This window comes from Streptococcus sp. HCA-5024 (genome assembly GCF_037890265.1).
Classification (GTDB): Bacteria; Bacillota; Bacilli; order Lactobacillales; family Streptococcaceae; genus Streptococcus; species Streptococcus lingualis.
In genome coordinates this window covers 82,856-105,951 of the sequence record NZ_JBBKBR010000005.1, presented here as the reverse complement: position 1 = coordinate 105,951, position 23,096 = coordinate 82,856, and the positions used below count along the sequence as shown (strand labels likewise).

Annotated in this window: 20 protein-coding genes and 5 tRNA genes; 18 read left to right on the top strand and 7 right to left on the bottom strand. The window is 41.2% G+C overall.

Annotation, left to right across the window (positions count from 1 at the left end):
• Positions 1-14 precede the first annotated feature (14 nt).
• The 5 genes from WKT08_RS08430 (at position 15) to WKT08_RS08410 (ending at position 439) form a co-directional block, all read left to right on the top strand.
• Positions 15-95, top strand: a tRNA-Tyr gene (locus tag WKT08_RS08430).
• A gap of 6 nt (positions 96-101) precedes the next feature.
• Positions 102-172 (top strand) — tRNA-Trp (locus WKT08_RS08425).
• A 12-nt stretch (positions 173-184) separates the two neighbouring features.
• Positions 185-257, top strand: a tRNA-His gene (locus WKT08_RS08420).
• 16 nt (positions 258-273) lie between these two features.
• Positions 274-345 (top strand) — tRNA-Gln (locus WKT08_RS08415).
• A 10-nt stretch (positions 346-355) separates the two neighbouring features.
• Positions 356-439 (top strand) — tRNA-Leu (locus WKT08_RS08410).
• Between the two features lie 73 nt (positions 440-512).
• Here WKT08_RS08410 and WKT08_RS08405 read toward each other — a convergent pair.
• Genes WKT08_RS08405 through WKT08_RS08385 form a run of 5 tightly spaced genes read right to left on the bottom strand, consistent with a single transcriptional unit; the run spans position 513 to position 4,003 of the window.
• Positions 513-1,646, bottom strand: coding sequence for a tyrosine-type recombinase/integrase (locus tag WKT08_RS08405; RefSeq protein ID WP_004182166.1), 1,134 nt, complete (start codon positions 1,644-1,646; stop codon positions 513-515).
• 3 nt (positions 1,647-1,649) lie between these two features.
• Positions 1,650-1,844: a DUF3173 domain-containing protein gene (locus WKT08_RS08400; RefSeq protein WP_000598356.1), complete on the bottom strand. Its 195-nt coding sequence runs from the start codon at positions 1,842-1,844 to the stop codon at positions 1,650-1,652.
• A 59-nt stretch (positions 1,845-1,903) separates the two neighbouring features.
• Complete coding sequence (locus WKT08_RS08395) at positions 1,904-2,290, bottom strand: hypothetical protein (RefSeq protein ID WP_001096844.1); 387 nt, start codon at positions 2,288-2,290, stop codon at positions 1,904-1,906.
• A gap of 2 nt (positions 2,291-2,292) precedes the next feature.
• Entirely contained in the window at positions 2,293-3,489 is a 1,197-nt protein-coding gene (locus WKT08_RS08390) for a replication initiation factor domain-containing protein (RefSeq protein ID WP_004182182.1), read from the bottom strand.
• A gap of 40 nt (positions 3,490-3,529) precedes the next feature.
• On the bottom strand, positions 3,530-4,003 hold the full coding sequence (locus WKT08_RS08385) for a hypothetical protein (RefSeq protein WP_000182279.1): 474 nt from the start codon (positions 4,001-4,003) through the stop codon (positions 3,530-3,532).
• A 319-nt stretch (positions 4,004-4,322) separates the two neighbouring features.
• Between WKT08_RS08385 and WKT08_RS08380 the strand changes: the two genes are divergently transcribed.
• Entirely contained in the window at positions 4,323-4,769 is a 447-nt protein-coding gene (locus tag WKT08_RS08380) for a helix-turn-helix transcriptional regulator (protein WP_000287814.1), read from the top strand.
• A gap of 163 nt (positions 4,770-4,932) precedes the next feature.
• On the opposite strand, the gene WKT08_RS08375 is transcribed toward WKT08_RS08380, so the two are convergent.
• The gene (locus WKT08_RS08375) at positions 4,933-5,259 is read right to left on the bottom strand and encodes a DMT family transporter (protein WP_049510269.1); all 327 of its coding nucleotides are present in this window, start codon (positions 5,257-5,259) and stop codon (positions 4,933-4,935) included.
• A gap of 647 nt (positions 5,260-5,906) precedes the next feature.
• On the opposite strand from WKT08_RS08375, the gene WKT08_RS08370 reads away from it, so the two are divergent.
• The 5 genes from WKT08_RS08370 (at position 5,907) to WKT08_RS08350 (ending at position 10,050) form a co-directional block, all read left to right on the top strand.
• Positions 5,907-6,344, top strand: a complete 438-nt coding sequence (locus tag WKT08_RS08370; RefSeq protein WP_003004547.1) for a zinc-dependent MarR family transcriptional regulator — start codon at positions 5,907-5,909, stop codon at positions 6,342-6,344.
• A 1-nt stretch (position 6,345) separates the two neighbouring features.
• Positions 6,346-7,050 carry a metal ABC transporter ATP-binding protein gene (locus tag WKT08_RS08365; protein WP_003013743.1) on the top strand — a complete coding sequence of 235 codons (705 nt, stop codon included), beginning with the start codon at positions 6,346-6,348 and terminating at the stop codon, positions 7,048-7,050.
• On the top strand, positions 7,043-7,846 hold the full coding sequence (locus tag WKT08_RS08360) for a metal ABC transporter permease (protein ID WP_003009676.1): 804 nt from the start codon (positions 7,043-7,045) through the stop codon (positions 7,844-7,846). Before WKT08_RS08365 ends, WKT08_RS08360 begins: the two co-directional genes overlap by 8 nt.
• Before the next feature lie 2 nt (positions 7,847-7,848).
• The gene (locus WKT08_RS08355) at positions 7,849-9,354 is read left to right on the top strand and encodes a zinc ABC transporter substrate-binding protein AdcA (RefSeq protein ID WP_340281359.1); all 1,506 of its coding nucleotides are present in this window, start codon (positions 7,849-7,851) and stop codon (positions 9,352-9,354) included.
• Between the two features lie 138 nt (positions 9,355-9,492).
• On the top strand, positions 9,493-10,050 hold the full coding sequence (locus tag WKT08_RS08350) for a DUF6287 domain-containing protein (RefSeq protein WP_151191539.1): 558 nt from the start codon (positions 9,493-9,495) through the stop codon (positions 10,048-10,050).
• A gap of 189 nt (positions 10,051-10,239) precedes the next feature.
• Here WKT08_RS08350 and WKT08_RS08345 read toward each other — a convergent pair whose 3' ends face one another.
• Positions 10,240-12,315: a GH92 family glycosyl hydrolase gene (locus WKT08_RS08345; RefSeq protein WP_340281356.1), complete on the bottom strand. Its 2,076-nt coding sequence runs from the start codon at positions 12,313-12,315 to the stop codon at positions 10,240-10,242.
• A gap of 215 nt (positions 12,316-12,530) precedes the next feature.
• Here WKT08_RS08345 and WKT08_RS08340 point away from each other — a divergent pair, with 215 nt between their 5' ends.
• From WKT08_RS08340 to WKT08_RS08310, 7 genes are all read left to right on the top strand, one after another.
• Positions 12,531-13,811, top strand: a complete 1,281-nt coding sequence (locus WKT08_RS08340) for a glycoside hydrolase family 125 protein (RefSeq protein WP_340281354.1) — start codon at positions 12,531-12,533, stop codon at positions 13,809-13,811.
• Positions 13,812-13,887: 76 nt separating this feature from the next.
• Positions 13,888-16,533 (top strand): alpha-mannosidase, encoded by a 2,646-nt coding sequence (locus WKT08_RS08335; protein WP_340281352.1) that lies wholly within the window; start codon positions 13,888-13,890, stop codon positions 16,531-16,533.
• 86 nt (positions 16,534-16,619) lie between these two features.
• On the top strand, positions 16,620-17,489 hold the full coding sequence (locus WKT08_RS08330; protein WP_049503820.1) for an ROK family protein: 870 nt from the start codon (positions 16,620-16,622) through the stop codon (positions 17,487-17,489).
• Positions 17,483-19,363: a beta-N-acetylhexosaminidase gene (locus WKT08_RS08325; protein WP_151190953.1), complete on the top strand. Its 1,881-nt coding sequence runs from the start codon at positions 17,483-17,485 to the stop codon at positions 19,361-19,363. Before WKT08_RS08330 ends, WKT08_RS08325 begins: the two co-directional genes overlap by 7 nt.
• A gap of 227 nt (positions 19,364-19,590) precedes the next feature.
• Entirely contained in the window at positions 19,591-20,520 is a 930-nt protein-coding gene (locus WKT08_RS08320) for an ABC transporter permease (RefSeq protein WP_003009701.1), read from the top strand.
• 13 nt (positions 20,521-20,533) lie between these two features.
• Positions 20,534-21,466 (top strand): carbohydrate ABC transporter permease, encoded by a 933-nt coding sequence (locus WKT08_RS08315; protein WP_003004100.1) that lies wholly within the window; start codon positions 20,534-20,536, stop codon positions 21,464-21,466.
• Between the two features lie 79 nt (positions 21,467-21,545).
• Entirely contained in the window at positions 21,546-23,027 is a 1,482-nt protein-coding gene (locus WKT08_RS08310) for an ABC transporter substrate-binding protein (protein ID WP_003009706.1), read from the top strand.
• Positions 23,028-23,096 lie beyond the last annotated feature (69 nt).

The window sequence follows — 23,096 nt, the reverse complement described above, 5'->3', positions numbered from 1 at the left end:
CAATTCAATAATCAGGAAGGGTAGCGAAGAGGCTAAACGCGGCGGACTGTAAATCCGCTCCTTCGGGTTCGGGGGTTCGAATCCCTCCCCTTCCATCCTTTACGGGCATAGTTTAAAGGTAGAACTAAGGTCTCCAAAACCTTCAGTGTGGGTTCAATTCCTACTGCCCGTGTTAATAATTATGGCGGGTGTGGTGAAGTGGTTAACACACCAGATTGTGGCTCTGGCATGCGTGGGTTCGATCCCCATCACTCGCCTATTTATTATTATTATTGGGGTATAGCCAAGCGGTAAGGCAAGGGACTTTGACTCCCTCATGCGTTGGTTCGAATCCAGCTACCCCAGTTAAATTTATGCCGGCGTGGCGGAATTGGCAGACGCGCTGGACTCAAAATCCAGTGTCCGCAAGGACGTGCCGGTTCGACCCCGGCCGCCGGTATAGTAAAAAAGACAAGGTTTTCGGACCTTGTCTTTTTTTCTCTGTTTTTGTTGAGTTACCAATTTTTTCCATTTTAAAATAAATCATCAAGTTTATTAGCCAATGTTTTCTGTTTGCTAGGGTACAAATGAGAATAAGTATCAATTGTTGTTGTAATAGATGCGTGTCCTAATCTTTCTTTGACAACAAGATAATCTTCTCCTTGATTTATAAGTAATGATGCATGAGAGTGTCTTAAATCATGAATTCTTATTTTCTTTAAATCTTTATCCCTTTCTAGTATTTGCTTAAACTTCTTATCAATCATATTTTTTGTAATTGATATTGGTGTACTCTGTATTATTTGAAGTTCTTCAGTATTTTTCGTAAATTCCTCAAGTTTTTCTTTTTGTTTTACTTTCCAATCTATTAGCATTTCTGCTAATTTCTGATTTATTGTTATATTTCTAGTTCCTGATCGTGTTTTTGTTGTATTAATGTAGCTTGTATTATTAACAAAGTATACCGTTTTGGTAACGTAAATCGTATTTGTTAAAAGATTTATATCATTCCAGTTCAATGCGAGGATTTCTCCCATTCTCATTCCAGTAAAGAAAGCAATTACGAAAAACAGGTCATAACTTATTTCATCATCTCGAATAAGTCCTCTAAATCTCGTGAATTCTTCTATACTCCAAAATTTAATATCAGGCTTCCTAATTGGTAATTTTCTCAGATTCTTAACTGGATTTTTATCAATGAGTGATTTTCTTATACCAGTATCAAAAATTTTTTTAAGTAGAATCAGAACCTTATTAATTGTATTATAGCTTAAAACTTCATTTTCATTTTGTTTTTTAGGTTTTGTTTTTAGGTATTCACGAAATTCGAATATATGGTCATACGTTAATTTATTTAAATTTGTATTTTTAAAATATGGCTTAATATGACGCTCATAATTATTTCTTTGTGTACTTGTGTAGCTTACTTTTCTGCCATTTTTCAAATCATCTTCTTCAAGTAAGTCGAATAACATATCCGTTGTTACTACAAAGTCAAATTGTTTTTCTTTTAATTCTACAACTCTAATATGTTGTTCAAGTTCTAGGGCTTCCTTTTTAGATTTTAATCCTTTACGAATAATACGTATTCTTTTTTGTGTGACTGGGTGGAAACCGTTAGAAACATCAACAGTCCATTTACCACTTTTAGTTTTACGAATAGTCATTCATTATGCTTCTTTCTGGAGTTCAATTCCTAGTAGTTCTTCAGCGACACTGGCTGGAATTGTACCAATCCGTTTGTTATCGTAGATATTAAAACCACGATTCACTAATAGTAATTTGCCAGTATGGATAATCTTTCTTGCAGTTCCTGGAGCAAATCCAAGTTCGATAAGGTCATCTTTTGTTACAGTTTTAATCATGTGCTCTCCTTTTCTAATTAGATTAAGTACGGGGAGGATTAACTCCCCTTGTCTTATACTTATTTTTGTTTTACATCTACTAAATGGATAGCATCCGCCTTGTAATACATCGTTGAACTAATCATAGTAGCTTGTAAATTGTCAAATGTAACTGGTACTTGATCCATTGCTTGGATATAGTCATTATCGACTAAAGCTTCTGGATTGTCTACTGAGACTTGGGTTGATTTCTTTTTGAATTGTCCATCCTTGATCGTTACATTGTATTTCCAACCAATGATTTTATCGGTATTAAAACGTCTTTCGCTACCATCTCGGTTTTTGATAATTTCTCCGTTTGCATCTGCTCGGACTTCCGTTTCAAATTTTGGAATGACTTCATCCAATTCAAATTTTGTTCCAATGTTATTGAAATTCCAGTCATTTTGTGAGAGCATTTTTGCCATATTTAATTTCTCCTTTTGATATTTTCTTTGATTGTAGGGATTAAATCTTCTCTTTTAAAGAGAATTGCCCTTTCTATTAATCCACTTGCTAAATCTGGTGGATATTCCATATTGTTGAGTGCGAGATAGTTAGATTTCTCATACTCATGCAGTAAGTTATTGTCGTATAGAAATTTATACGCTTTTAGAATAGCTCCAGAACCTTTATAGGTAAACCATTCTAATTTTTGTTCTAGTTCTGTCTTTGGTTTTGAAATAATGATAGAGACAGGTTTTGAGTGACCTAAAAACTTTTCCCAAGATCTCAAAGGTTTTGAGAAGTGACTATCACTATAGAACCTCACTTTTTCTTTGAGGTATCCCTTGGTAAAGTTAAGAAGATCTATTTCTGAATGCAACCATTCTTGAATGAAGTAGTGAGCTTTTGCTTTCCTAAGTTCTAACTCAGTTCTTATCCAATTTTCTATATACCGCTTGCTGATCCCGAGCTTTTCAGCTTGTTCTAAGCGCTTATCGTAAATTCTAAGTCTTTCATCATCATTGGGTTTTCTTAAATATAAGGTCTGACCGATCGTTTCATCTCCGTAGGTATTGTAGTAGGTGCTTTTTCCATATAGAAAGCGTTTCTTCTGACAAATCTTTAGAAGTTGATTAGGAGTGAAATAGGGTGTTTCATTAAAATCATCTATTGCAATATCAATTCGTCTTACTGAAAAATGAATGTAATTGTAGTAGAGGTTGTTCAGAAACTGTCTTTCGGAGAGACTATTTGGATCTAATACCATATCTCTATAGAACTCTAGTGCCTGTCCTGACATGACAAGCATGTAGGACGACTCTTTCGATCCATAGTAGATACGGATATTCCCATAATGAAGCTGGCTATCATAGTTATAGTATTTAAGGCTCCCCTTATTCTCAATAAATAGGTCAAAGTCAAGAAATAGGATATCTTCGATTATTTCTTTTGGCGAAAATTCAGTCTTATCAAACTGAATTTGAATCCAGTCAAATACAGAACGTAAATGCTCATTTTTTGCCATAGATTTTGATTCAACTTTTTGCCTAATTTTGCCACCCTTAAAATCTCCAAAACCCTTGGTAATACTGAATTTTTTCGATGGTACACCTAACTTGCAGAGGGTGGTGTTACTACACACCCTATCGGTCAAAAATGGTCCGTCCGCATCTACGCTCATTTTCGGCTTTCTGCCTCATGGCTCAGCCGAAAACTCGCTATTAGCCGAACCTATTTTTTGACCTCTTGTTAACAAACCCTAGTAAGCCGGTTTGCATCGACTCTTCAATATCTTGGATTTTCTTTTTTAGGTTGGAATTCTCAATTTTTATCAGTCGCATTTCTCGCTTAAATTCCTGTTTTAAGGCGCTCAGTTCATCGTAGAGCTCATCTATTACTTGGTTTAGGGATTCATGTTCATTGTCTGCTAGACTCCCAAATACGGCTTGTATAGCCTCTTTTAGACCTATTTCAAGTTTTAGTTTAGCTAACTTTTGAAATTGTCTAAGGTCTTCGTCTGTAAAATCATAGGCAACTGTATAACTTAATTGATGAGTTCTGGGATTTCTACTGATAGGAACTTTAATTTTCTTAAATTCCTTGCCACTTATCTCTTTAATCAGTTGAATCCAATTTTTAAGAGTAGAGGTAGAGTTTAGGCCAGAAATTTGATTGACTAACTCTTTATTGGTCATCTTTTTGTGAAACCTCCGAAATTTTCTTGTGCAACTGAAGAGTTTTCTGTGGTATAATTGTTACATAATATGTTTTGATCTTGGAACGAACGGCACATTTGTTTCAAGATTTTTTATTTTGTCGAATCCTACCTCCTTTATTAAAATTTTTTAAATCGACTACTAGTTACATACGCTTTTACCTCCTTTTATGCTATAATATTCTCAATGGAATATTCAATCTCAAAATAAATATTCCTTATGGAATAATTCTATTTTATACCGTTTAGAATATTTTGTCAAGCTAAAATATACGAATAAGAATATCTATAGGAGAATTATGTATACAGAGGATTATAAATTTTCAGAGAGGTTAAAAACTCTCAGAAAATCAAAAAAGTTAACTCAAGTACAAATATCGGAATTAATTGGAGTTCAACAAGGGACATATTCTCGGTGGGAGAATGGAACGTTAGAACCAGGATTAGAATTCGTTGTGAAATTAGCAAATATCTTTGGGACTACTACAGATTATTTGCTGGGACAAAAACCTTATTCAATTATCAGTAGTTTACCTCTAGAACAATTAGATCTTACCAATATTGCAAACTTTTCAAAGGATGAGTTTGATATTTTGAAACATTCAATAGCAGTTTCGGTGGCAAGAAATAAAATAAAGGCAACAGAACTAAAAGATAGAGTTATAGAAAAAAATCAGTTGTCAGAAAAAGATGCAGAACTTTTGAATAAGATTTTTGAAGAAGTTAAAACTTATTGGGAAAATTAGGAGGACGCTAGTCTTCAAAATTCCCTCCCAAAATGTGTCCAAAATATTGACAGAATTCTAGCTTTTCATTATAGTTCTTATGGAACTTTTTTTCTACAACAAAATAGGCTCCATAATATCCATAGGGGATTTACCCACTACAAATAGTATAGAGCCGGTTTTATTAATGTCCTGCATTTCCTAATAAGTTAACCATGACAACACCAATGATAATCAAAATTAAACCGATAATGCTATAAACATTTAGTGTTTCTTTGAAAATCATTACTGCGATAGAGGTTATCAAAACTAAACCGACAGCTGACCATGTTGCATAAGCTATTCCTACAGGAATTTTTTGCATTGCTAGTGATAAGAAATAGAAACAAACGCCATAGCTAAGTAGGGCAGAAACGGTTGGAATAGGCTTTGTAAAACCGTCTGATAATTTCAAAAGGTTAGTTCCCAATATCTCTCCTACAATGGCGATAAAAAGATAAAAGTATGACATGTCTTTAACCTCCTATATGTCATGTTTTTGCTCTAAGAGCTATTATAGCTATCCGTTTTTTATAAATCTTGGCACAAGTCATGAGAATTTGTAGTAAAACTGTGGCAGACACTTTTTCAGAACCAATAGCTGATAAGTTTAGTATATCATAAGATAGATTTAAAAAAAAGTTTTGTTAGAAAATGAATTATCAAATTCTTGGGCTAAAGAGTTATTTTTGTTAAAATAATAAAAAACACTTACCCTAATTAAAGGAGAAAATAAAATGATTACATTAACTGTTAATCGTACAAGTGTCTTGAATACCTCTGGATGAATATAACCTGTTGGGACATATCGTCTATTCTCTGATGATGCTCTTAGAACGATAAGGTATGGAGTGTTACCAAAAAGTTACTAAAATTTGAAAAATGAGTCTATTTTGCAAGATTCAAAAGGCTTAAAACCCTATTAAATCAGGGTTGTAAGATTTAAATAATGGAGTTATGGAACTCAAAATCCAGTGTCCGCAAGGACGTGCCGGTTCGACCCCGGCCGCCGGTATAGATTATAAAAGGAGTTTTACTCCTTTTTTTGTTTATTTTTTTTCTTTTTTGTGATATAATTAACCGGTAAAGTTTCTGTTAGTGAATTAGAAGGAGTTTATTTTGTCTGAAGTTGCAAATAAAATCGATCGTTTTTTAAATTCTATTTTATTATTATCTGAGAATCAACATGAGATTTTAGTTGGTTCTTGTACAAGTGGTGTTTCATTAACCAACACTCAGGAACATATTTTGATGCTGGTTGCTGATGAAGCTCTAACCAATTCTGTCTTAGCAAAGAAATTGAATGTTAGTCAGGCAGCGATCACGAAGGCTGTGAAGCCCTTATTAAGTCAGGGGATGCTGGAGACTTATCGCGATGAAAATGATGCACGGGTTCTCTATTACCGCTTAACTGAGATTGGTAAGCCGATTGCCTTAGAGCATCAGCACCACCATCAGCATACCCTTCACACTTATGAGGATGTCTTGTCGAAGTTTACTAAGAATGAGCAAGGGGTCATTTCGCGGTTTTTAGATTTATTGGAAGAGGAGTTATAGTTTGAGGTATATTACGGTTTCAAATTTATCGTTCTATTATGATCGAGAACCGGTTCTGGAAGGGATCAATTACTATTTAGATAGTGGAGAGTTTGTTACGCTGACTGGCGAGAATGGCGCTGCTAAGTCAACCTTGATTAAGGCTAGCCTTGGCATCTTACAGCCCAAGGTTGGGACTGTTGAGATTTCAAAGACGAATGTTAAGGGAAAGAAGTTAAGGATTGCTTATTTGCCGCAACAAATTGCTAGTTTTAATGCAGGGTTTCCAAGTACGGTTTATGAATTTGTGAAGTCAGGTCGGTATCCTCGTAAAGGCTGGTTTCGAAAGTTGAATGAGCACGATGAAAAGCATATTCTAAAGAGTTTAGAATCTGTTGGGATGCTGGAGTTCAAGGATCGGGCGATTGGTTCTTTGTCTGGTGGTCAGAAACAGCGGGCCGTCATTGCTCGGATGTTTGCTTCAGATCCGGATATCTTTGTTTTAGATGAACCGACAACAGGGATGGATGCGACGACAAAGAGTGATTTTTATGAGTTAATGCATCATAGTGCGCATCACCATCAAAAATCTGTCTTGATGATTACACATGATCCTGAAGAGGTTAACCAGTTTGCGGATCGGAATATTCATTTGGTTCGTGACCAAAGCTCTCCTTGGAGATGTTTTAATGTCCATGATACTGAAGGGGAGGGTGACCATGCTTGATTTATTCCAGTATGATTTTATGCAGCGGGCCTTGTTGGCTATGGTTGCCATGAGTCTTTTTTCTCCTGTATTAGGGATTTTCTTGATTTTAAGACGGCAGAGTCTGATGAGTGATACGCTGAGTCACGTCTCTCTTGCGGGTGTCGCTTTTGGACTTTTTCTTGGGATCTCTCCGACGCTCTCGACTATGATCATTGTCATTATTGCTGCGGTCTTTCTTGAGTATTTGCGGACCTTATTTAAGGACTTTATGGAGATTGGGACGGCAATTCTAATGTCCACTGGTCTTGCCCTAGCTTTGGTACTGATGCGTGGTGGTGGGAAAAGCTCGATGAGCTTGGATCAATATTTGTTTGGTTCTACCTTAACCATTACAGATGAACAGGTGATCGCCTTGTTTGTGATTGCTTTCGTTGTATTAGTGCTGACGGCCTTATTCTTGCGGCCTATGTATATTTTGACCTTTGATGAAGATACGGCCTTCGTAGATGGCCTTCCTGTCCGGACTATGTCCATTTTATTTAATGTGGTAACGGGGGTTGCTATCGCCTTAATGATTCCTGCAGCAGGATCGTTATTGGTTTCAACCATTATGGTCTTACCGGCTAGTATTGCGCTGAAATTAGGGAAGAACTTCCGTGGGGTCATGCTGATTGCGGTCATCATTGGTTTTATCGGGATGTTTAGTGGGTTGATTTTGTCTTATATTGCAGATACACCAGCGAGTGCCAGCATCACGCTTTTATTTGTGGCACTGTTCTTGCTTGTGAATCTTGGATCACGTTTGAGGAAGTAGATATGAACTTTAAAAAATTTGGTTGGTTATTGTTAGTGGCTTTGACCCTTGTTTTGGCAGCTTGTAGCAAAAGTCAGAGTCAAAATGGGAAATTAAAAGTGATGACCACTTTTTATCCTGTTTATGATTTTACAAAAAATATTGTCGGAGATGAAGGAACGGTAGACCTGCTCATTGGAGCGGGATCAGAGCCTCATGAATATGAATTGTCTGCAAAGGGGCGGGCTATGATTCAAGATTCGGATGTTTTCGTCTATGAAAATGAAAACATGGAAACCTGGGTTCCAAATCTTTTGAAATCAATGAAGGATAAGAAGACCAAAGTGATCGATGCTACCAAGGGCATGGTCTTGCTTCCTGGATTGGAAGAGGAACATGAACACGAAGGGGGCGAAGAACACCATCATGAATATGATCCTCACCTTTGGCTCTCTCCACATCGTGCCATGAAGATGGTAGAGTCGATTCGTGATCAATTGGTGGCAGCTTATCCAGATAAGAAAAAGACGTTTGAGAAAAATGCCCAAGCCTATCTAAAGAAATTACAGGCCTTGGATCAAGCTTATCAGGATGGCTTGAAAGATGCGAAACAAAAGAATTTTGTAACCCAACACGCGGCTTTCCGTTACTTGGCCTTGGATTATGGCTTAAACCAGGTGGCCATTTCAGGGATTTCACCTGATAGCGAGCCTTCTGCTGCACGATTGCGTGAATTGACAGAGTATATCAAGAAAAATGAGATCAAGGTCATTTACTTTGAGGAAAATGCTTCTAAGTCCTTGGCGAAAACCTTGTCTTCTGAAGCTGGTGTTGAGTTGGCTGTCTTAAATCCTTTGGAAAGCCTGACGGATCAAGAAATGAAAGATGGCGAAGACTACGTGTCTGTTATGAAGGAGAATCTGAAGGCGCTAGAGAAAACAACGTCACAAGCTGGTAAGGATATTCAACCGGAACATGAGGAAGATGCTAAGACAGTTCAAAAGGGCTATTTCGAGGATAGTCAAGTGAAGGATCGTAGCTTGGAAAATTATGCGGGTGATTGGAAATCAGTTTATCCATACTTGCAAGATGGAACTTTGGATCAGGTCTTTGATTATAAGGCAAAATTAAATCCAACCATGACTGCTGCTGAGTATAAGGAATATTATACCAAGGGTTACCAAACAGATATTGATCGGATTAAGATTGATAAGGATTCAATGGAGTTTTATCAAAAAGGATCTTCTAAGAAATATACTTATAAATACGTAGGTAAGCACATTTTGACTTATAAGAAGGGGAATCGTGGTGTTCGTTATCTATTTGAAGCCAAGGAGAGCGATGCGGGAGACTTCAAATATGTTCAATTTAGTGACCATGAAATTACTCCGGTAAAGGCAGCTCACTTCCACATTTTCCATGGAGGAAAGAGTCAAGAAGCGCTTTATGATGAGTTGGAAAATTGGCCAACTTATTATCCTTCGAACTTATCTGGTTTAGAAGTGGCACAGGAAATGCTGGCTCATTAAGAGCTGTATCAAAAGAGAGACTAGGACTGATTATCCCGGTCTCTTTTTGATTAAAAATGGGGAGTGAAACTTGTCAAATGCTTGAAAATACGTTACAATGAAAGGGCTTTAAATTAAAAAATGTATGGGGAATTTTAAATGAAAAAAGTTGGTGCAATTCTTGTGAGTCTTCTCAGTGTGGTCCTGTTGGTAGCTTGTTCGCAGCAGAGGGTGAGTAAAAAATCACCGGCTTCTTCTAGTCAAACGACGACCTCTTCTGAGGTCAAAAAGACGGCTGCTTCTAGTTCGGAAGTGAAGGAGAAAGAAAAAAAAGAAGAGAAAAAAGAAGTGAAGAAAATGGATCTTGAAGCGATTGTAAATGGAGATTACAGCAGTATTGCTGGGGTCTGGCAAGATGATAAAGGAAATAAGCTGGTCTTTAACGACAAAGGGTTGGTATCACAAGAGTTAGAAGGCTACGGAGCTTCTTTGACAGATTATGGAACCGCCTCAGAAGGTATCTATGGTGGTCGTGATGGGGGCTTCTTGTTGGAGTATATTCCTGCGGGAGTAACCATTGGTGATCAGGTCGATGATCAAGGACAAGTGGTCTTTAAGGATACATCAGATGCCTCTAAAAACCGCTTGTGGTCTGGTGTTGGTATCGCTAGTTTTGGGGAACAAGGCTCGATCTACTATCATGTAGGAGATGAATAATGGAAAAAGAGAGTGGGACAGAAATCGGTAATTCGTTAGAATTCGATTTCGTCGTCCCACCTCCGCACAGTTGAGTAGGGCTGTAAAAGCTGATGAAATCAGCGTAGTAGAGCCCACTCAACCACTGCGTCTTGCTCAACAATCCAAAAATAATTGAGAGGCTAGGACTTTTGTCCCAGCCTCTTTTTCTTATGCATGTGGGGGAAGCCAAGAAAGCTCAAACTGGAGCAATTGGGCTTCAAGGAAATCTGGATGGGAAACCTCTTGTTTCTCTTTGCCATCTAATAGGGCTTTTTGGATGAAATAGGCGCCTGCAGTGTGTGAGTTGGCGCAAATCTTGAGCTCTTGCTTGGGAAGATGGAGAAGGACTTCTTTAAAGAGAGGAAGGCCCAGATCATAGATTGGTTTTCCTGGGCAGGTTGGATAGAGTCCAAGGGCCGACCAAATGTACCAAGCCGATAGGCTACCGTTGTCCTCATCACCTGGATAAGCTTGGAAATCTTGATGGAAAGCTTGGGAACGGATCTGGTGGATCAGGAGATTGGTGTATTCGGGATGAAGGCTGTGACGGAAGAGGTAGGGAATGTGAAAGCTGGGTTGATTGGAGATGGCAATCTGCCCAAATGGGGCTTGGGCCATTTCACTCATTTCGTGGATTTCATAGCCATATCCTCTTACGTCAAATTGAGGTCTTTGATTGGCCAGATCCAGCAGTCGTTGGGTGAAGGCTTTTTTACCGCCCATTAGCTCTATCAGGCCGGAGAGGTCGTGTAAGGCTCCAAAAGTAGCCTGCGTTGCAGAGCATTCTGCATAATCTCCTCCCCAGCTGGTAGGAGAGAAGGGTTCTTTAAAGTTTCCATTGGTGGATCGTGCTCTCATGAAGCCTGTTTGGGCATCGTACAATGTTCGGTAGGAGAGGCTGGAAGCAGCATACCGAGTGGCTGTTTCTGTATGCCCCAATTGCTTGGCAACGCTAGCAATGCAAAAATCACTATAGGCATAATCTAGGCTGTGGCTCACACTTTCGTGAAAATCATCGGGTAGGTAGCCAAGGGCCTTGTAGCTTTCATTGCCATGGCGACCAAAATGTTGATGAGGATCAGTTTTTTGAGCCGTCTGGAGCATAGCTGTCAGCATATTTTCATGCAGGTCTGGTGCGATCCCTTTTGTGACAGCATCCGCAAAGACGCCATCGATGAGAGTACCTGGCATCATCCCTCGTTCATCTGGGGCCAACCATTTTGGTAGAAAACCAGTATCCTTGTATGTATTTAAAAATCCTTCGAGAAAGTGACGGTAGTAATCGGGGTAGACAAGGCTAAAGAGCGGAAAAGAGGTCCGAAAGAGGTCCCAAAATCCGACATTCGTATAAGCTTTTCCTGGTTTGATTTCCTGATGGGCAACATCCAGGTGCCAGTCATTTCCCTTGCTATCTGTTTCATAAAAGGTTTGAGGGAAAAGGAGGAGTCGGTAAAGGCAATGATCGAAAAAGGCTTGGTCACGCCCTCCGGTATCTTTTACTTCAATTCGTTTTAGCAGTTGATTCCATTGATCGGCTGCTTCTTTTTTAGCTTCCTCTAGGGAAGGGTTGGGAAGATGGCTGTGAGCCATGTCTTGGGACAGATAAGAAGTTCCTAATTGGACGGTCACTTCATTGCTAGAAAAGGTGAGAAAAAGATCTTGATCGATATGAGTGACGTTCTCGATCGGCTGGCTAAATTGCCACTGGAGAAAGAAAGAGTAGAAAGTATCTGCGGTATGGGCCTGATCCAGAATGTGGAAGTGGCAGGTTTGGTCTGTCAGAGTCAAGTCCTCTAGTTCCTTTGCTGCATGAAAGCAGAGTGTTAGCTTTTCTGGTGCTCGAAAGCGCATGACAGCCCCGTAGCGACTTGGAACCAGCTCGCTTTGAATCTGATAACGTTCCGAAAAAATACGGAGGTAGTGGGGCTGGAAAATAGCTTCTTTCATCGAATAACTGCTTTGGCGACGGAAGAGGTCGGAACTTGCAATTTCCCCCGTGATGGGCGTGATGAGGCACCAAGTGTAGTCTCCTATCCAAGGACTAGGCTGGTGGGTGAGGCGAAATCCCTGAAAAATAGGGAGATTGGGGTTGAAAAACCAAGCCCCTTGTTCGTGTGTCGTCTGAGGAAGGAAGTAGTTCATCCCAAAAGGGACTCCTGTATAAGGGAGGGTGTTTCCGTGGGAATAGTAGGGATGATTATCGCTTCCCCAACGGGTATCGATGGTCTGGCAATGTGTGCGCATCTTGTCTCCTTTTTCTTCATCAACCTTAAATGATCTGTATTTTTCTTGGAACACGCGGTGGTATTTCCTTCATTGTATCAAAGTGTTGTCAAATATGATAGCGTTTTTATCAAATGGAAAATTTTGTAGAAAAAGGGCTATAGTTTGCGTATGTATTTCCCATTTGAAATCTTTTATACTGAATAGGAAAGAATCGATACGTGTGAGGAAAATAAATGACCTATTCAAAAGAAATTGTGCGAGAATGGTTGAATCAAGTGGCTGAGCGAGCTAAGGAGTACCCGGAGTGGGTGGATGTCTTTGAACGTTGTTATACAGACACTTTGGACAACACAGTTGAAATTTTAGAAGATGGTTCAACCTTTGTGTTAACAGGGGACATCCCAGCTATGTGGCTGCGTGACTCAACGGCTCAATTGAGACCTTATCTTCATGTGGCTAAAAGAGATCCCCAATTGCGCCAGACCATTGCTGGTTTGGTCAAACGCCAGATGACCTTGATCCTCAAGGATCCCTATGCTAACTCTTTTAATATTGAGGAGAACTGGAAAGGCCACCACAAGACCGACCACACCGATTTGAATGGCTGGATTTGGGAGCGCAAGTATGAAGTGGATTCGCTTTGCTATCCCTTGCAATTGGCTTACCTCCTGTGGAAGGAAACTGGTGAGACTAGCCAATTTGATGAAACCTTTGTCACAGCGACCAAGGAAATCCTTCATCTCTGGACAGTGGAGCAAGACCACAAAAACTCACCATACCGTTTCGTCCGTGATACCGATCGTAAGGAAGATACCTTGGTAAATGACGGCTTTGGGCCAGATTTCTCCGTGACAGGGATGACCTGGTCAGCCTTTCGTCCAAGTGATGACTGCTGTCAGTATAGCTACTTGATTCCGTCCAATATGTTCGCAGTGGTTGTCTTGGGTTATGTGCAAGAAATCTTTGCAGACTTGAATCTAGCCGATAGTGAAAGGATCATTGCAGATGCCAAACGCCTGCAAGCGGAGATTCAAGAAGGGATCGAAAACTACGCCTACACGACTAACAGCAAGGGCGAGAAGATCTATGCTTTTGAAGTAGACGGTTTGGGAAATGCTAGTATCATGGATGATCCAAACGTGCCAAGCTTGTTGGCAGCTCCTTATCTGGGATATTGCGCCATTGACGATGAGGTCTACCAAGCTACTCGTCGGACGATTTTGAGCCCTGAAAATCCCTACTTCTATGAAGGGAAGTACGCAAGTGGACTAGGAAGTTCTCATACGTTTTATCGCTATATCTGGCCGATTGCTTTATCCATTCAAGGATTGACAACGACAGATAAAGCTGAGAAAAAACATTTGCTGGACCAGTTGGTTGCCTGCGATGGAGGCACGGGCGTCATGCACGAAAGTTTCCATGTAGATGATCCAACTAAATACTCGCGTGAATGGTTCTCTTGGGCCAACATGATGTTCTGTGAATTAGTCTTGGATTACTTGGATATTCGCTAATGAGCTGTCGCTTAACAGATTCTGGGAAAGAATCAAAAATATATTTTTAAATTTAAGTTAGAATGAGGTTTTACTCATGGAAAATGTTGTTGTACATATCATCTCTCATAGCCACTGGGATCGTGAGTGGTATCTACCGTTTGAAAGCCACCGGATGCAGTTGGTGGAACTATTTGATAATCTGTTTGATCTCTTTGAAAATGACCCTGAATTCAAGAGCTTCCACTTGGATGGCCAAACCATCGTCCTTGATGACTATTTAGAAATTCGCCCTGAAAACCGTGACAAGGTGCAACGTTATATCGACGAGGGCAAGCTTAAGATTGGTCCTTTCTATATCTTGCAGGATGATTATTTGATCTCCAGTGAAGCCAACGTCCGCAATACTTTGATTGGACAAGCTGAATGTGCCAAATGGGGCAAATCAACTCAAATTGGCTACTTCCCAGATACCTTTGGAAATATGGGGCAAGCACCTCAAATCCTTCAAAAATCAGGCATTCACGTAGCAGCCTTTGGGCGCGGGGTGAAGCCAATCGGATTTGACAACCAAGTCCTCGAAGATGAGCAATTCACCTCTCAATTTTCTGAAATGTACTGGCAAGGGGCAGATGGTAGTCGCGTACTTGGTATTCTCTTTGCCAACTGGTACAGTAACGGGAACGAAATTCCAGTGGATAAAGACGAAGCTTTGGCTTTCTGGAAACAAAAATTGGCAGACGTTCGTGACTATGCCTCCACCAACCAATGGTTGATGATGAACGGTTGCGACCACCAACCGGTTCAACGAAACTTGAGTGAAGCTATTCGCGTGGCCAACGAACTGTTCCCTGACGTGACCTTTATTCATAGCTCCTTTGATGAATATATGCAAGCAGTGGAAAGTGCGCTTCCTGAACAATTATCTACAGTTACGGGAGAATTGACCAGTCAGGAAACCGATGGTTGGTACACTCTTGCTAATACATCTTCTTCACGTATTTACCTCAAACAAGCCTTCCAAGAAAACAGCAACTTGCTCGAGCAAGTGGTGGAACCTTTGACCATCATTACTGGTGGGCACAACCACAAGGATCAATTGACCTATGCTTGGAAGACACTCTTACAAAATGCGCCACACGATAGTATTTGTGGATGTAGCATAGATGATGTTCACCGTGAGATGGAAGTTCGTTTTGCCAAGGTCAACCAAGTTGGAAACTTTGTCAAGACCAACCTTCTCAACGAATGGAAAGGCAAACTAGCAACTCAAAAAGCCCAGAGTGAGCACCTCTTTACGGTCATCAATACTGGCTTGCACAATAAGGTGGACACCGTCAGCACGATTGTCGATGTAGCAGTTTGTCCATTTAAGGAATTACATCCGACAGAAGGCTTCAAGAAAATGGCCGCTTTGAGCTTGCCAGACTACCACGTAGAAGATTTAGATGGGCATCTTGTAGAAGCAGAGATTGAGGACTTGGGAGCAAGCTTTGGCTATACCCTGCCTAAGGATAAATTCCGTCAACCCTATATCGCGCGTCAAGTGCGCGTGACGGTTCCAGTTCATTTGGCAGCCTTGTCTTGGACGACCTTCCAGCTCTTGGAAGGCAAAGCACCTCATCATGATGGTCTGTTCCAGAATGGGGTGATCGATACGCCATTTGTAACCCTTAGTATCGATGATGGCTTGACCCTCTATGATAAAACGACCAATGAGGCTTATGAGGATTTCCTTCGCTTTGAAGATCGTGGGGATATTGGAAATGAATATATCTACTTCCAACCAAAAGGGACAGAGCCGATCTATGCGGAGTTAACAGCTTATGAGGTCTTGGAAAACAATGCTCGCTATGCCAAAATCTTGCTCAAGCATGACCTGACGATCCCGGTCAGCGCGGATGAACAATTGGATGCGGAGCAAAGAGGCATTATCGAGTTTATGAACCGCAAGGCAAGCCGCTCAGAAGAGCTGACAACCATCTCTCTTGAAACAGAGATGACCATCTTTGTAGATGATCCACAAATTCGCTTCAAGACGCGCTTTACCAATACTGCCAAGGATCACCGCATCCGTCTCCTGGTCAAGACTCACAATACGCGTCCAAGCAACGATTCTGAAAGTATTTATGAAGTTGTGACACGGCCAAATAAACCGGCTGCTTCTTGGGAAAATCCTGAAAATCCCCAACACCAACAAGCCTTTGTCAGCTTGTATGATGACGTCAAAGGGGTAACAGTGGCCAATAAAGGATTACATGAATACGAAATCCTTGGAGACGATACGATAGCTGTAACCCTTCTCCGTGCTTCCGGTGAACTTGGTGACTGGGGCTATTTCCCAACACCAGAAGCACAATGTTTGCGGGACTTTGAGGTTGAATATGCAGTAGAATGCCATCAAGCTCAGGGGCGCTTCTCCGCTTATCGCCGAGCGAAAGCTTTGCAGACACCGATAACCAGCCTTCAAGTTGAAAAACAAGAAGGAAGTGTAGCAGCATCTGGTAGCTTACTCAAGCATACAGCCTTGACACATCCTCAGGTTTGTCCAACAGCCTTTAAGGTAGCAGAAAATGAAGAAGGTTACATCCTTCGCTATTACAACATGAGCCAAGAAAATGTGCGCGTGTCAGAAGGACAACAAACGGTTGTCGATCTTCTGGAACAACCGTATCCGGTCCATACAGGTTTATTGGCGCCACAAGAAATTCGTACAGAATTGATCAAAAAAGAAGAAATCTAATTTCAAAAAGATAACATAAAAAGAAAGGAGGAGCGAAAAGAGTAAGAACCGACTGCTTTTCTCGCTCCTTTTTACAGGTAAAAGCAATGACCATTGCAACGATCGATATCGGAGGGACTGGGATTAAGTTTGCTAGTCTCACTCCGGATGGAAAGATTTTAGATAAGGCCAGCACCCCAACGCCAGAGACTCTGGAAGAGTTGCTAGCTTGGTTGGATCAACGGTTATCAGAACAGGACTACCGTGGAATTGCTATGAGCGTGCCAGGGGCTGTTAACCAAGAAACAGGGGTGATTGAGGGGATCAGTGCCATTCCTTATATCCATGGTTTTTCATGGTATGAGGCACTTTCTCATCATAAGCTACCTGTCCATCTAGAAAATGATGCCAACTGTGTTGGACTGAGTGAACTCCTAGCTCATCCTGAGATTGAAAATGCAGCCTGTGTCGTGATTGGTACAGGAATCGGTGGAGCCATGATTATCAATGGTAAGCTTCACCGTGGACGTCATGGTTTGGGCGGTGAGTTTGGCTATATGACAACCATCGAGCCTGCAGAAAAACTCAACAACTGGTCGCAACTCGCTTCTACAGGAAACATGGTTCGCTATGTGATTGAAAAATCTGGTCAGTCTGACTGGAATGGCCGCAAGGTGTACCAAGAGGCGGCAGCAGGCAATGCCCTTTGCCAAGAAGCTATTGAGCGCATGAATCGTAATCTTGCTCAAGGATTGCTCAATATCCAGTACTTGATTGATCCAGATGTGATTAGTCTGGGTGGCTCTATCAGTCAGAACCCTGATTTTATCAAAGGGGTGCAAAAAGCAGTAGATGCTTTTGTCGAAACTTATGAAGAATATACAATTGCTCCAGTGATTCAAGCTTGCACCTATCAGGCAGATGCCAATCTCTACGGTGCCCTTGTGAACTGGTTACAGGAGGAAAACCAATGGTAACTTTTACAGGACTTAGTCCCAAACAAGCCCAATCTATCGAAGTATTAAAAAATCACATTTCTCTACCAGATGTAGAAGTGGCAGTCGCTCAGTCTGACCAAGCTTCTATCTCTATCAAGGGTGAGAAGGGGCAGTATCAACTGACCTACCGTAAACCTCATCAGCTCTACCGTGCCTTATCTGTGCTGGCAACAGCTTTAGCAGAAGGGGACAAGGTAGAGATTGAAGAGCAGGCGGCCTATGAAGATTTAGCCTATATGGCGGACTGTTCGCGCAATGCCGTGCTCAATGTCGCATCTGCCAAGCAGATGATTGAGGTCTTAGCTCTTATGGGTTATTCAACTTTTGAGCTCTACATGGAAGACACTTATCAGATTGAAGGACAACCTTATTTTGGTTATTTCCGTGGAGCTTATGCTGCTGAAGAGTTGCAGGAGATCGAATCCTATGCCCAGCAGTTTGACATGACCTTTGTCCCTTGTATCCAGACCTTGGCCCATTTATCAGCCTTTGTCAAATGGGGTGTCAAGGAAGTGCAGCAACTCCGCGATGTAGAAGATATCCTCCTCATTGGCGAAGAAAAAGTCTACGACCTGATTGACGGTATGTTTGCAACGTTGTCTAAACTACAAACTCGCAAGGTCAATATCGGGATGGACGAAGCTCACCTGGTTGGTTTGGGACGTTACCTCATCTTGAACGGTGTGGTGGATCGGAGTCTCCTCATGTGCCAACACTTGGAGCGCGTACTGGATATTGCAGACAAGTACGGTTTCCACTGCCAGATGTGGAGTGATATGTTCTTCAAGCTCATGTCAGCAGATGGCCAGTATGACCGTGAGGTGGAAATTCCAGAGGAAACACGTGTTTATCTAGACCGACTCAAAGACCGTGTCACCTTGGTTTACTGGGATTACTATCAGGATAGCGAAGAAAAATACAACCGTAACTTCCGGAATCACCACAAGATTAGCCAGGATATCGCCTTTGCTGGTGGTGCTTGGAAGTGGATTGGTTTTACGCCCCACAACCATTTCAGCCGTCTCATTGCAGTAGAAGCCAATAAAGCTTGCCGTGCCAACCAGATCAAAGAAGTCATTGTGACGGGCTGGGGGGACAATGGTGGTGAAACAGCCCAGTTCTCAATCCTCCCAAGCTTACAAATCTGGGCGGAGCTCAGCTATCGCAATGATTTAGAGCGTCTATCTGCTCACTTCAAGACCAATACAGGGCTATCCGTTGAGGACTTTATGCAACTGGATCTTGCCAACCTTTTGCCAGACCTACCAGACAATCTCAGTGGGATTAATCCGAACCGCTATGTTTTTTACCAGGATGTTCTCTGCCCAATCCTTGACAAGCACATGACACCTGAACAGGACAAGCTCCACTTTGCCAAGGCAGCTGAGATTCTTTCTGACATTAAAGAAAAAGCGGGTGTCTACGCCTATCTCTTTGAAACCCAGGCTCAGTTGAATGCTATTTTAAGTAGCAAGGTCGATGTAGGACGACGCATCCGTGAGGCCTATCAAGCAGGTGATAAAGAGAGCTTGCAACAAATCGCTCGGGAAGAATTGCCAAACCTTAGAAGCCAGATTGAACACTTCCATGCTCTCTTTAGCCACCAATGGCTGAAAGAAAACAAGGTCTTTGGCTTGGATACCGTGGACATTCGTATGGGTGGACTCTTGCAGCGCATCAAGCGAGCAGAAAGTCGGATTGAAAACTACCTAGCAGGCGAAATCTCTCGTATCGATGAACTAGAAGTAGAGATCTTGCCATTCAACGATTTCTACGGAGATCAGGACTTCGCAGCCACAACGGCTAATCAGTGGCATACTATTGCGACTGTCTCAACCATTTATACAACGTAAAAAATGCCAAGTCGGATGACAGAAATCTCATCCGCGGTCGATAGGAGTAGAAGAAGAGTTGTCTTTACGATCACCCTTTTCTACTCTTTTTTTAAAGTTATGTCATAAATTTGTAGAATTTTTTCTATAATTAGGAGTTTGAAAATGTAAATGGGCTATCTTATAATAGGTGATGTAAACGCTACCAAAGCAAATAAACACGCTCAAGGCTCAAAGGGGGGAGTTAAATGAAAAAGTTTGTAAGGACTCTGAGAGAAAATTTCATTTTTCTTTTAATGGTCTTACCTGGTGCAGCGTGGTTAATCTTATTCTTCTATATTCCGGTTTTTGGGAATATCGTAGCATTTAAGGACTATCATATCACAGGAGAGGGCTTCATTGACAGTGTCATGAAGAGTAAGTGGGTTGGCTTTGACAACTTCAAGTTCCTCTTTAGTTCCAAAGATGCCTACATTATTACAAGAAACACGGTATTGTACAACTTAGGATTCATCTTCTTAGGATTGATTGTTTCCGTTGGGATCGCCATCATCTTTAGTGAGTTGAGATCAAAAAGAGTGGTCAAGGTGCTTCAAACCTCCATGCTCTTCCCATACTTCCTATCATGGGTTATCATCAGCTTCTTCACCGATGCCTTCCTTAACGTGGACAAAGGATTGGTCAACCACATCTTAACTTCATTTGGTATGAAAGCCATCAATTTCTATTCGGAATTGTGGATCTGGCCAGCGCTTCTCCTCTTCTTAGGAATCTGGAAAGGCTTTGGTTATAGCAGTGTCATGTATTATGCAACCATCATGGGAATTGACCCAACTTACTATGAAGCAGCGACCGTGGATGGTGCGTCTAAGTGGCAACGCATTCGCAACATCACCATTCCTCAGTTGTCTTCCTTGATTACGGTTTTGACCATTCTTGCAGTCGGAAATATCTTCCGCGCAGACTTCGGTCTTTTCTACCAAATCCCGCATAATGCTGGAGCTCTCTATAGTGTAACCAACGTTATTGATGTTTATGTCTACAACGGTTTGACCAAGTCAGGGGATATCGGGATGACAGCAGCAGCCGGTCTTTACCAATCGGTAGTCGGGCTGGTTCTTGTGTTAATCTCAAATATCATTGCCCGTCGCATTGATAAGAATGCCGCTCTCTTCTAGAAAGGAGGATCGTATGAAAAAATCAACCATTCAAAAAGAAAAAATTGATAATGTCGGGATCCATTCTTTCAGTAAGAAGAGCAACTTCTTCTTTACCTTGTTGTTGACCTTGGTCGGCTTGACCTGTGTGCTTCCCTTCATCTTCGTTGTCATGATCTCTTTGACAGACGAACAAAGTTTGGCAGTCCATGGCTTCCAATTCTGGCCAGCAAAATTTGGATTTGATGGTTACCTCTTCTTGGTACAGTTCAAAGACAAAATCTTGCAAGCCCTCTTCATTACCTTGTTTGTGACCATTGTGGGAACAGCATGTAATGTCTTTATCACCACAACTTATGCTTACGCTATCTCACGGAGTACCTTTAAATACCGCAAGTTCTTTACCGTATTTTCACTCCTTAGTATGCTCTTTAGTGCAGGGTTGGTTCCAAGCTACATTGTCACCACTCAACTCTTGCAGTTAGGTGATACCATCGGGGCTTTGATTATCCCAATGTTGCTCAGTCCATTTAACATCATCTTGATGCGGACCTTCTTTAAACGGACCATTCCAGAAGCTATCCTTGAATCCGCTCGGATCGATGGGGCAAGTGAAACACGGATCTTCTTCCAAATCTGCTTGCCATTGTCTCTTCCAGGGATTGCGACCATCAGTTTGTTCACCGCTTTAGGGTTCTGGAATGACTGGTTCAACGCCCTCCTCTATATTAAGAGTGACAACCTTTACCCATTGCAATACCTCTTGATGCAAATCCAAAACAATATGGATTACATCGCTAAAAACGTCGGGGTATCCGGCCAATTGGCAGGAGCTGTACAATCCATCCCACGGGAAACAGGACGTATGGCCATGGTGGTTGTGGCAACAGTGCCAATCGCCATTCTCTATCCATTCTTCCAACGCTACTTTGTAAAAGGCTTGACCATCGGTGGTGTGAAAGAATAACATCGTTTATTGAAAATCAGCAGGATTTTCAACTCATAACTTAGTCTAAAAAGAAAATAACATAAAGGAGATTTTTCTTATGAAAAATTGGAAAAAATACGCGTTAGCATCTGCTAGTGTCATCGCTCTTGGAGCTACTCTTGCTGCTTGTGGAAACCTTACAGGGAACAACAAGAAGTCTGCAACAACTGAAGACGGTAAACCAATCATCAAGATGTACCAAATCGGTGATAAACCAGATAACTTGGATGTTCTTCTTAAAAATGCCAACAAGATCATTGAAAAGAAAGTTGGCGCAAAATTGGATATCCAATATCTTGGTTGGGGTGACTATGCACAAAAAATGAACGTTATCATCTCATCTGGTGAAAACTATGATATTGCCTTTGCTAATAACTATGTCATTAACGCTCAAAAAGGTGCTTATGCTGACTTGACAGAATTGTACAAGAAAGAAGGGAAAGACCTTTACAAAGCACTTGACCCAGCTTACATCAAAGGGAACACTGTAAACGGCAAGATCTATGCTGTTCCAGTAGCAGCTAACGTTGCATCTTCTCAAAACTTTGCATTTAACGGACCACTTCTTGAAAAATATGGTATCGACGTTTCAAACGTGAAAGACTATGCTTCTCTTGAACCAGTCTTGAAAGCCATCAAAGAAAAAGATCCAAACGTTGTTCCATTTGCAATGAACAAGAGCTACGGTGGACCTTCAGATGACTTTGACTATGTGGCTGTTGATGGACTTCCATTCGTTGTTGACTTGAAAGGTGACACTACTAAGATCGTTGACCGTTACACAATTCCTCGTTATGTAGAAAACTTGAAGACTCTTCACAAATACTACGAAGCAGGATACATTCCAAAAGACGTAGCAACGAGCGACACTGGTTATGATCTTTCTCAAGATACATGGTTGGTTCGTGAAGAAACAGTAGGGCCAGCTGACTACGGTAACAGCTTGCTTTCTCGTGTAGCAAACCGTAAGATCGAAATCAAACCATTTACTGAACTGTACAAGAAGAACAATACTACTCAAGTAGCTAACTTTGTTATCTCAAACAACTCTAAGAACAAAGAAAAAGCAATGGAAGTGTTGAATCTCTTGAACACTGATCCAGAACTCTTGAACGGCCTTGTTTATGGACCAGAAGGCAAGAACTGGGAAAAAGTTCCCGGCAAAGAAAACCGTGTCAAAGTCTTGGATGGCTACAACGGAAACACTCACATGTCTGGATGGAACACTGGTAACAACTGGATTCTTTACATCAACGAAAACGTAACAGATGAACAAATTGCACAATCTAAGAAAGACTTGGAAACTGCAAAAGAATCTCCAGCACTTGGCTTCATCTTTAACACAGATAAAGTGAAATCAGAAATCACTGCTCTTACAAATACTTTGAACCAATTCGCAGGTGCTATCAATACTGGTACTGTGGATCCTGAAGTAGAAGTTCCTAAGATGCTTGAAAAATTGAAATCAGAAGGTGCTTACCAAAAAGTGCTTGACGAAATGCAAAAACAATACGACGAATTCCTTGCTTCTAAAAAATAAGAACAGGTAGTTCGAAAAAGGCTTTGGAGGGATCTCCAGAGCCTTTTTGTGTCTTTATGAAAATGAATC

What these genes read in the sequence shown, in the direction of transcription:
- WKT08_RS08405 (WP_004182166.1), bottom strand. Translation starts at nt 1,646, where the DNA reads ATGACTATTCGTAAAACTAAAAGTGGTAAATGGACTGTTGATGTTTCT.
- WKT08_RS08400 (WP_000598356.1), bottom strand. Translation starts at nt 1,844, where the DNA reads ATGATTAAAACTGTAACAAAAGATGACCTTATCGAACTTGGATTTGCT.
- WKT08_RS08395 (WP_001096844.1), bottom strand. Translation starts at nt 2,290, where the DNA reads ATGGCAAAAATGCTCTCACAAAATGACTGGAATTTCAATAACATTGGA.
- WKT08_RS08390 (WP_004182182.1), bottom strand. Translation starts at nt 3,489, where the DNA reads ATGAGCGTAGATGCGGACGGACCATTTTTGACCGATAGGGTGTGTAGT.
- WKT08_RS08385 (WP_000182279.1), bottom strand. Translation starts at nt 4,003, where the DNA reads ATGACCAATAAAGAGTTAGTCAATCAAATTTCTGGCCTAAACTCTACC.
- WKT08_RS08380 (WP_000287814.1), top strand. Translation starts at nt 4,323, where the DNA reads ATGTATACAGAGGATTATAAATTTTCAGAGAGGTTAAAAACTCTCAGA.
- WKT08_RS08375 (WP_049510269.1), bottom strand. Translation starts at nt 5,259, where the DNA reads ATGTCATACTTTTATCTTTTTATCGCCATTGTAGGAGAGATATTGGGA.
- WKT08_RS08360 (WP_003009676.1), top strand. Translation starts at nt 7,043, where the DNA reads ATGCTTGATTTATTCCAGTATGATTTTATGCAGCGGGCCTTGTTGGCT.
- WKT08_RS08355 (WP_340281359.1), top strand. Translation starts at nt 7,849, where the DNA reads ATGAACTTTAAAAAATTTGGTTGGTTATTGTTAGTGGCTTTGACCCTT.
- WKT08_RS08350 (WP_151191539.1), top strand. Translation starts at nt 9,493, where the DNA reads ATGAAAAAAGTTGGTGCAATTCTTGTGAGTCTTCTCAGTGTGGTCCTG.
- WKT08_RS08345 (WP_340281356.1), bottom strand. Translation starts at nt 12,315, where the DNA reads ATGCGCACACATTGCCAGACCATCGATACCCGTTGGGGAAGCGATAAT.
- WKT08_RS08340 (WP_340281354.1), top strand. Translation starts at nt 12,531, where the DNA reads ATGACCTATTCAAAAGAAATTGTGCGAGAATGGTTGAATCAAGTGGCT.
- WKT08_RS08335 (WP_340281352.1), top strand. Translation starts at nt 13,888, where the DNA reads ATGGAAAATGTTGTTGTACATATCATCTCTCATAGCCACTGGGATCGT.
- WKT08_RS08330 (WP_049503820.1), top strand. Translation starts at nt 16,620, where the DNA reads ATGACCATTGCAACGATCGATATCGGAGGGACTGGGATTAAGTTTGCT.
- WKT08_RS08325 (WP_151190953.1), top strand. Translation starts at nt 17,483, where the DNA reads ATGGTAACTTTTACAGGACTTAGTCCCAAACAAGCCCAATCTATCGAA.
- WKT08_RS08320 (WP_003009701.1), top strand. Translation starts at nt 19,591, where the DNA reads ATGAAAAAGTTTGTAAGGACTCTGAGAGAAAATTTCATTTTTCTTTTA.
- WKT08_RS08315 (WP_003004100.1), top strand. Translation starts at nt 20,534, where the DNA reads ATGAAAAAATCAACCATTCAAAAAGAAAAAATTGATAATGTCGGGATC.
- WKT08_RS08310 (WP_003009706.1), top strand. Translation starts at nt 21,546, where the DNA reads ATGAAAAATTGGAAAAAATACGCGTTAGCATCTGCTAGTGTCATCGCT.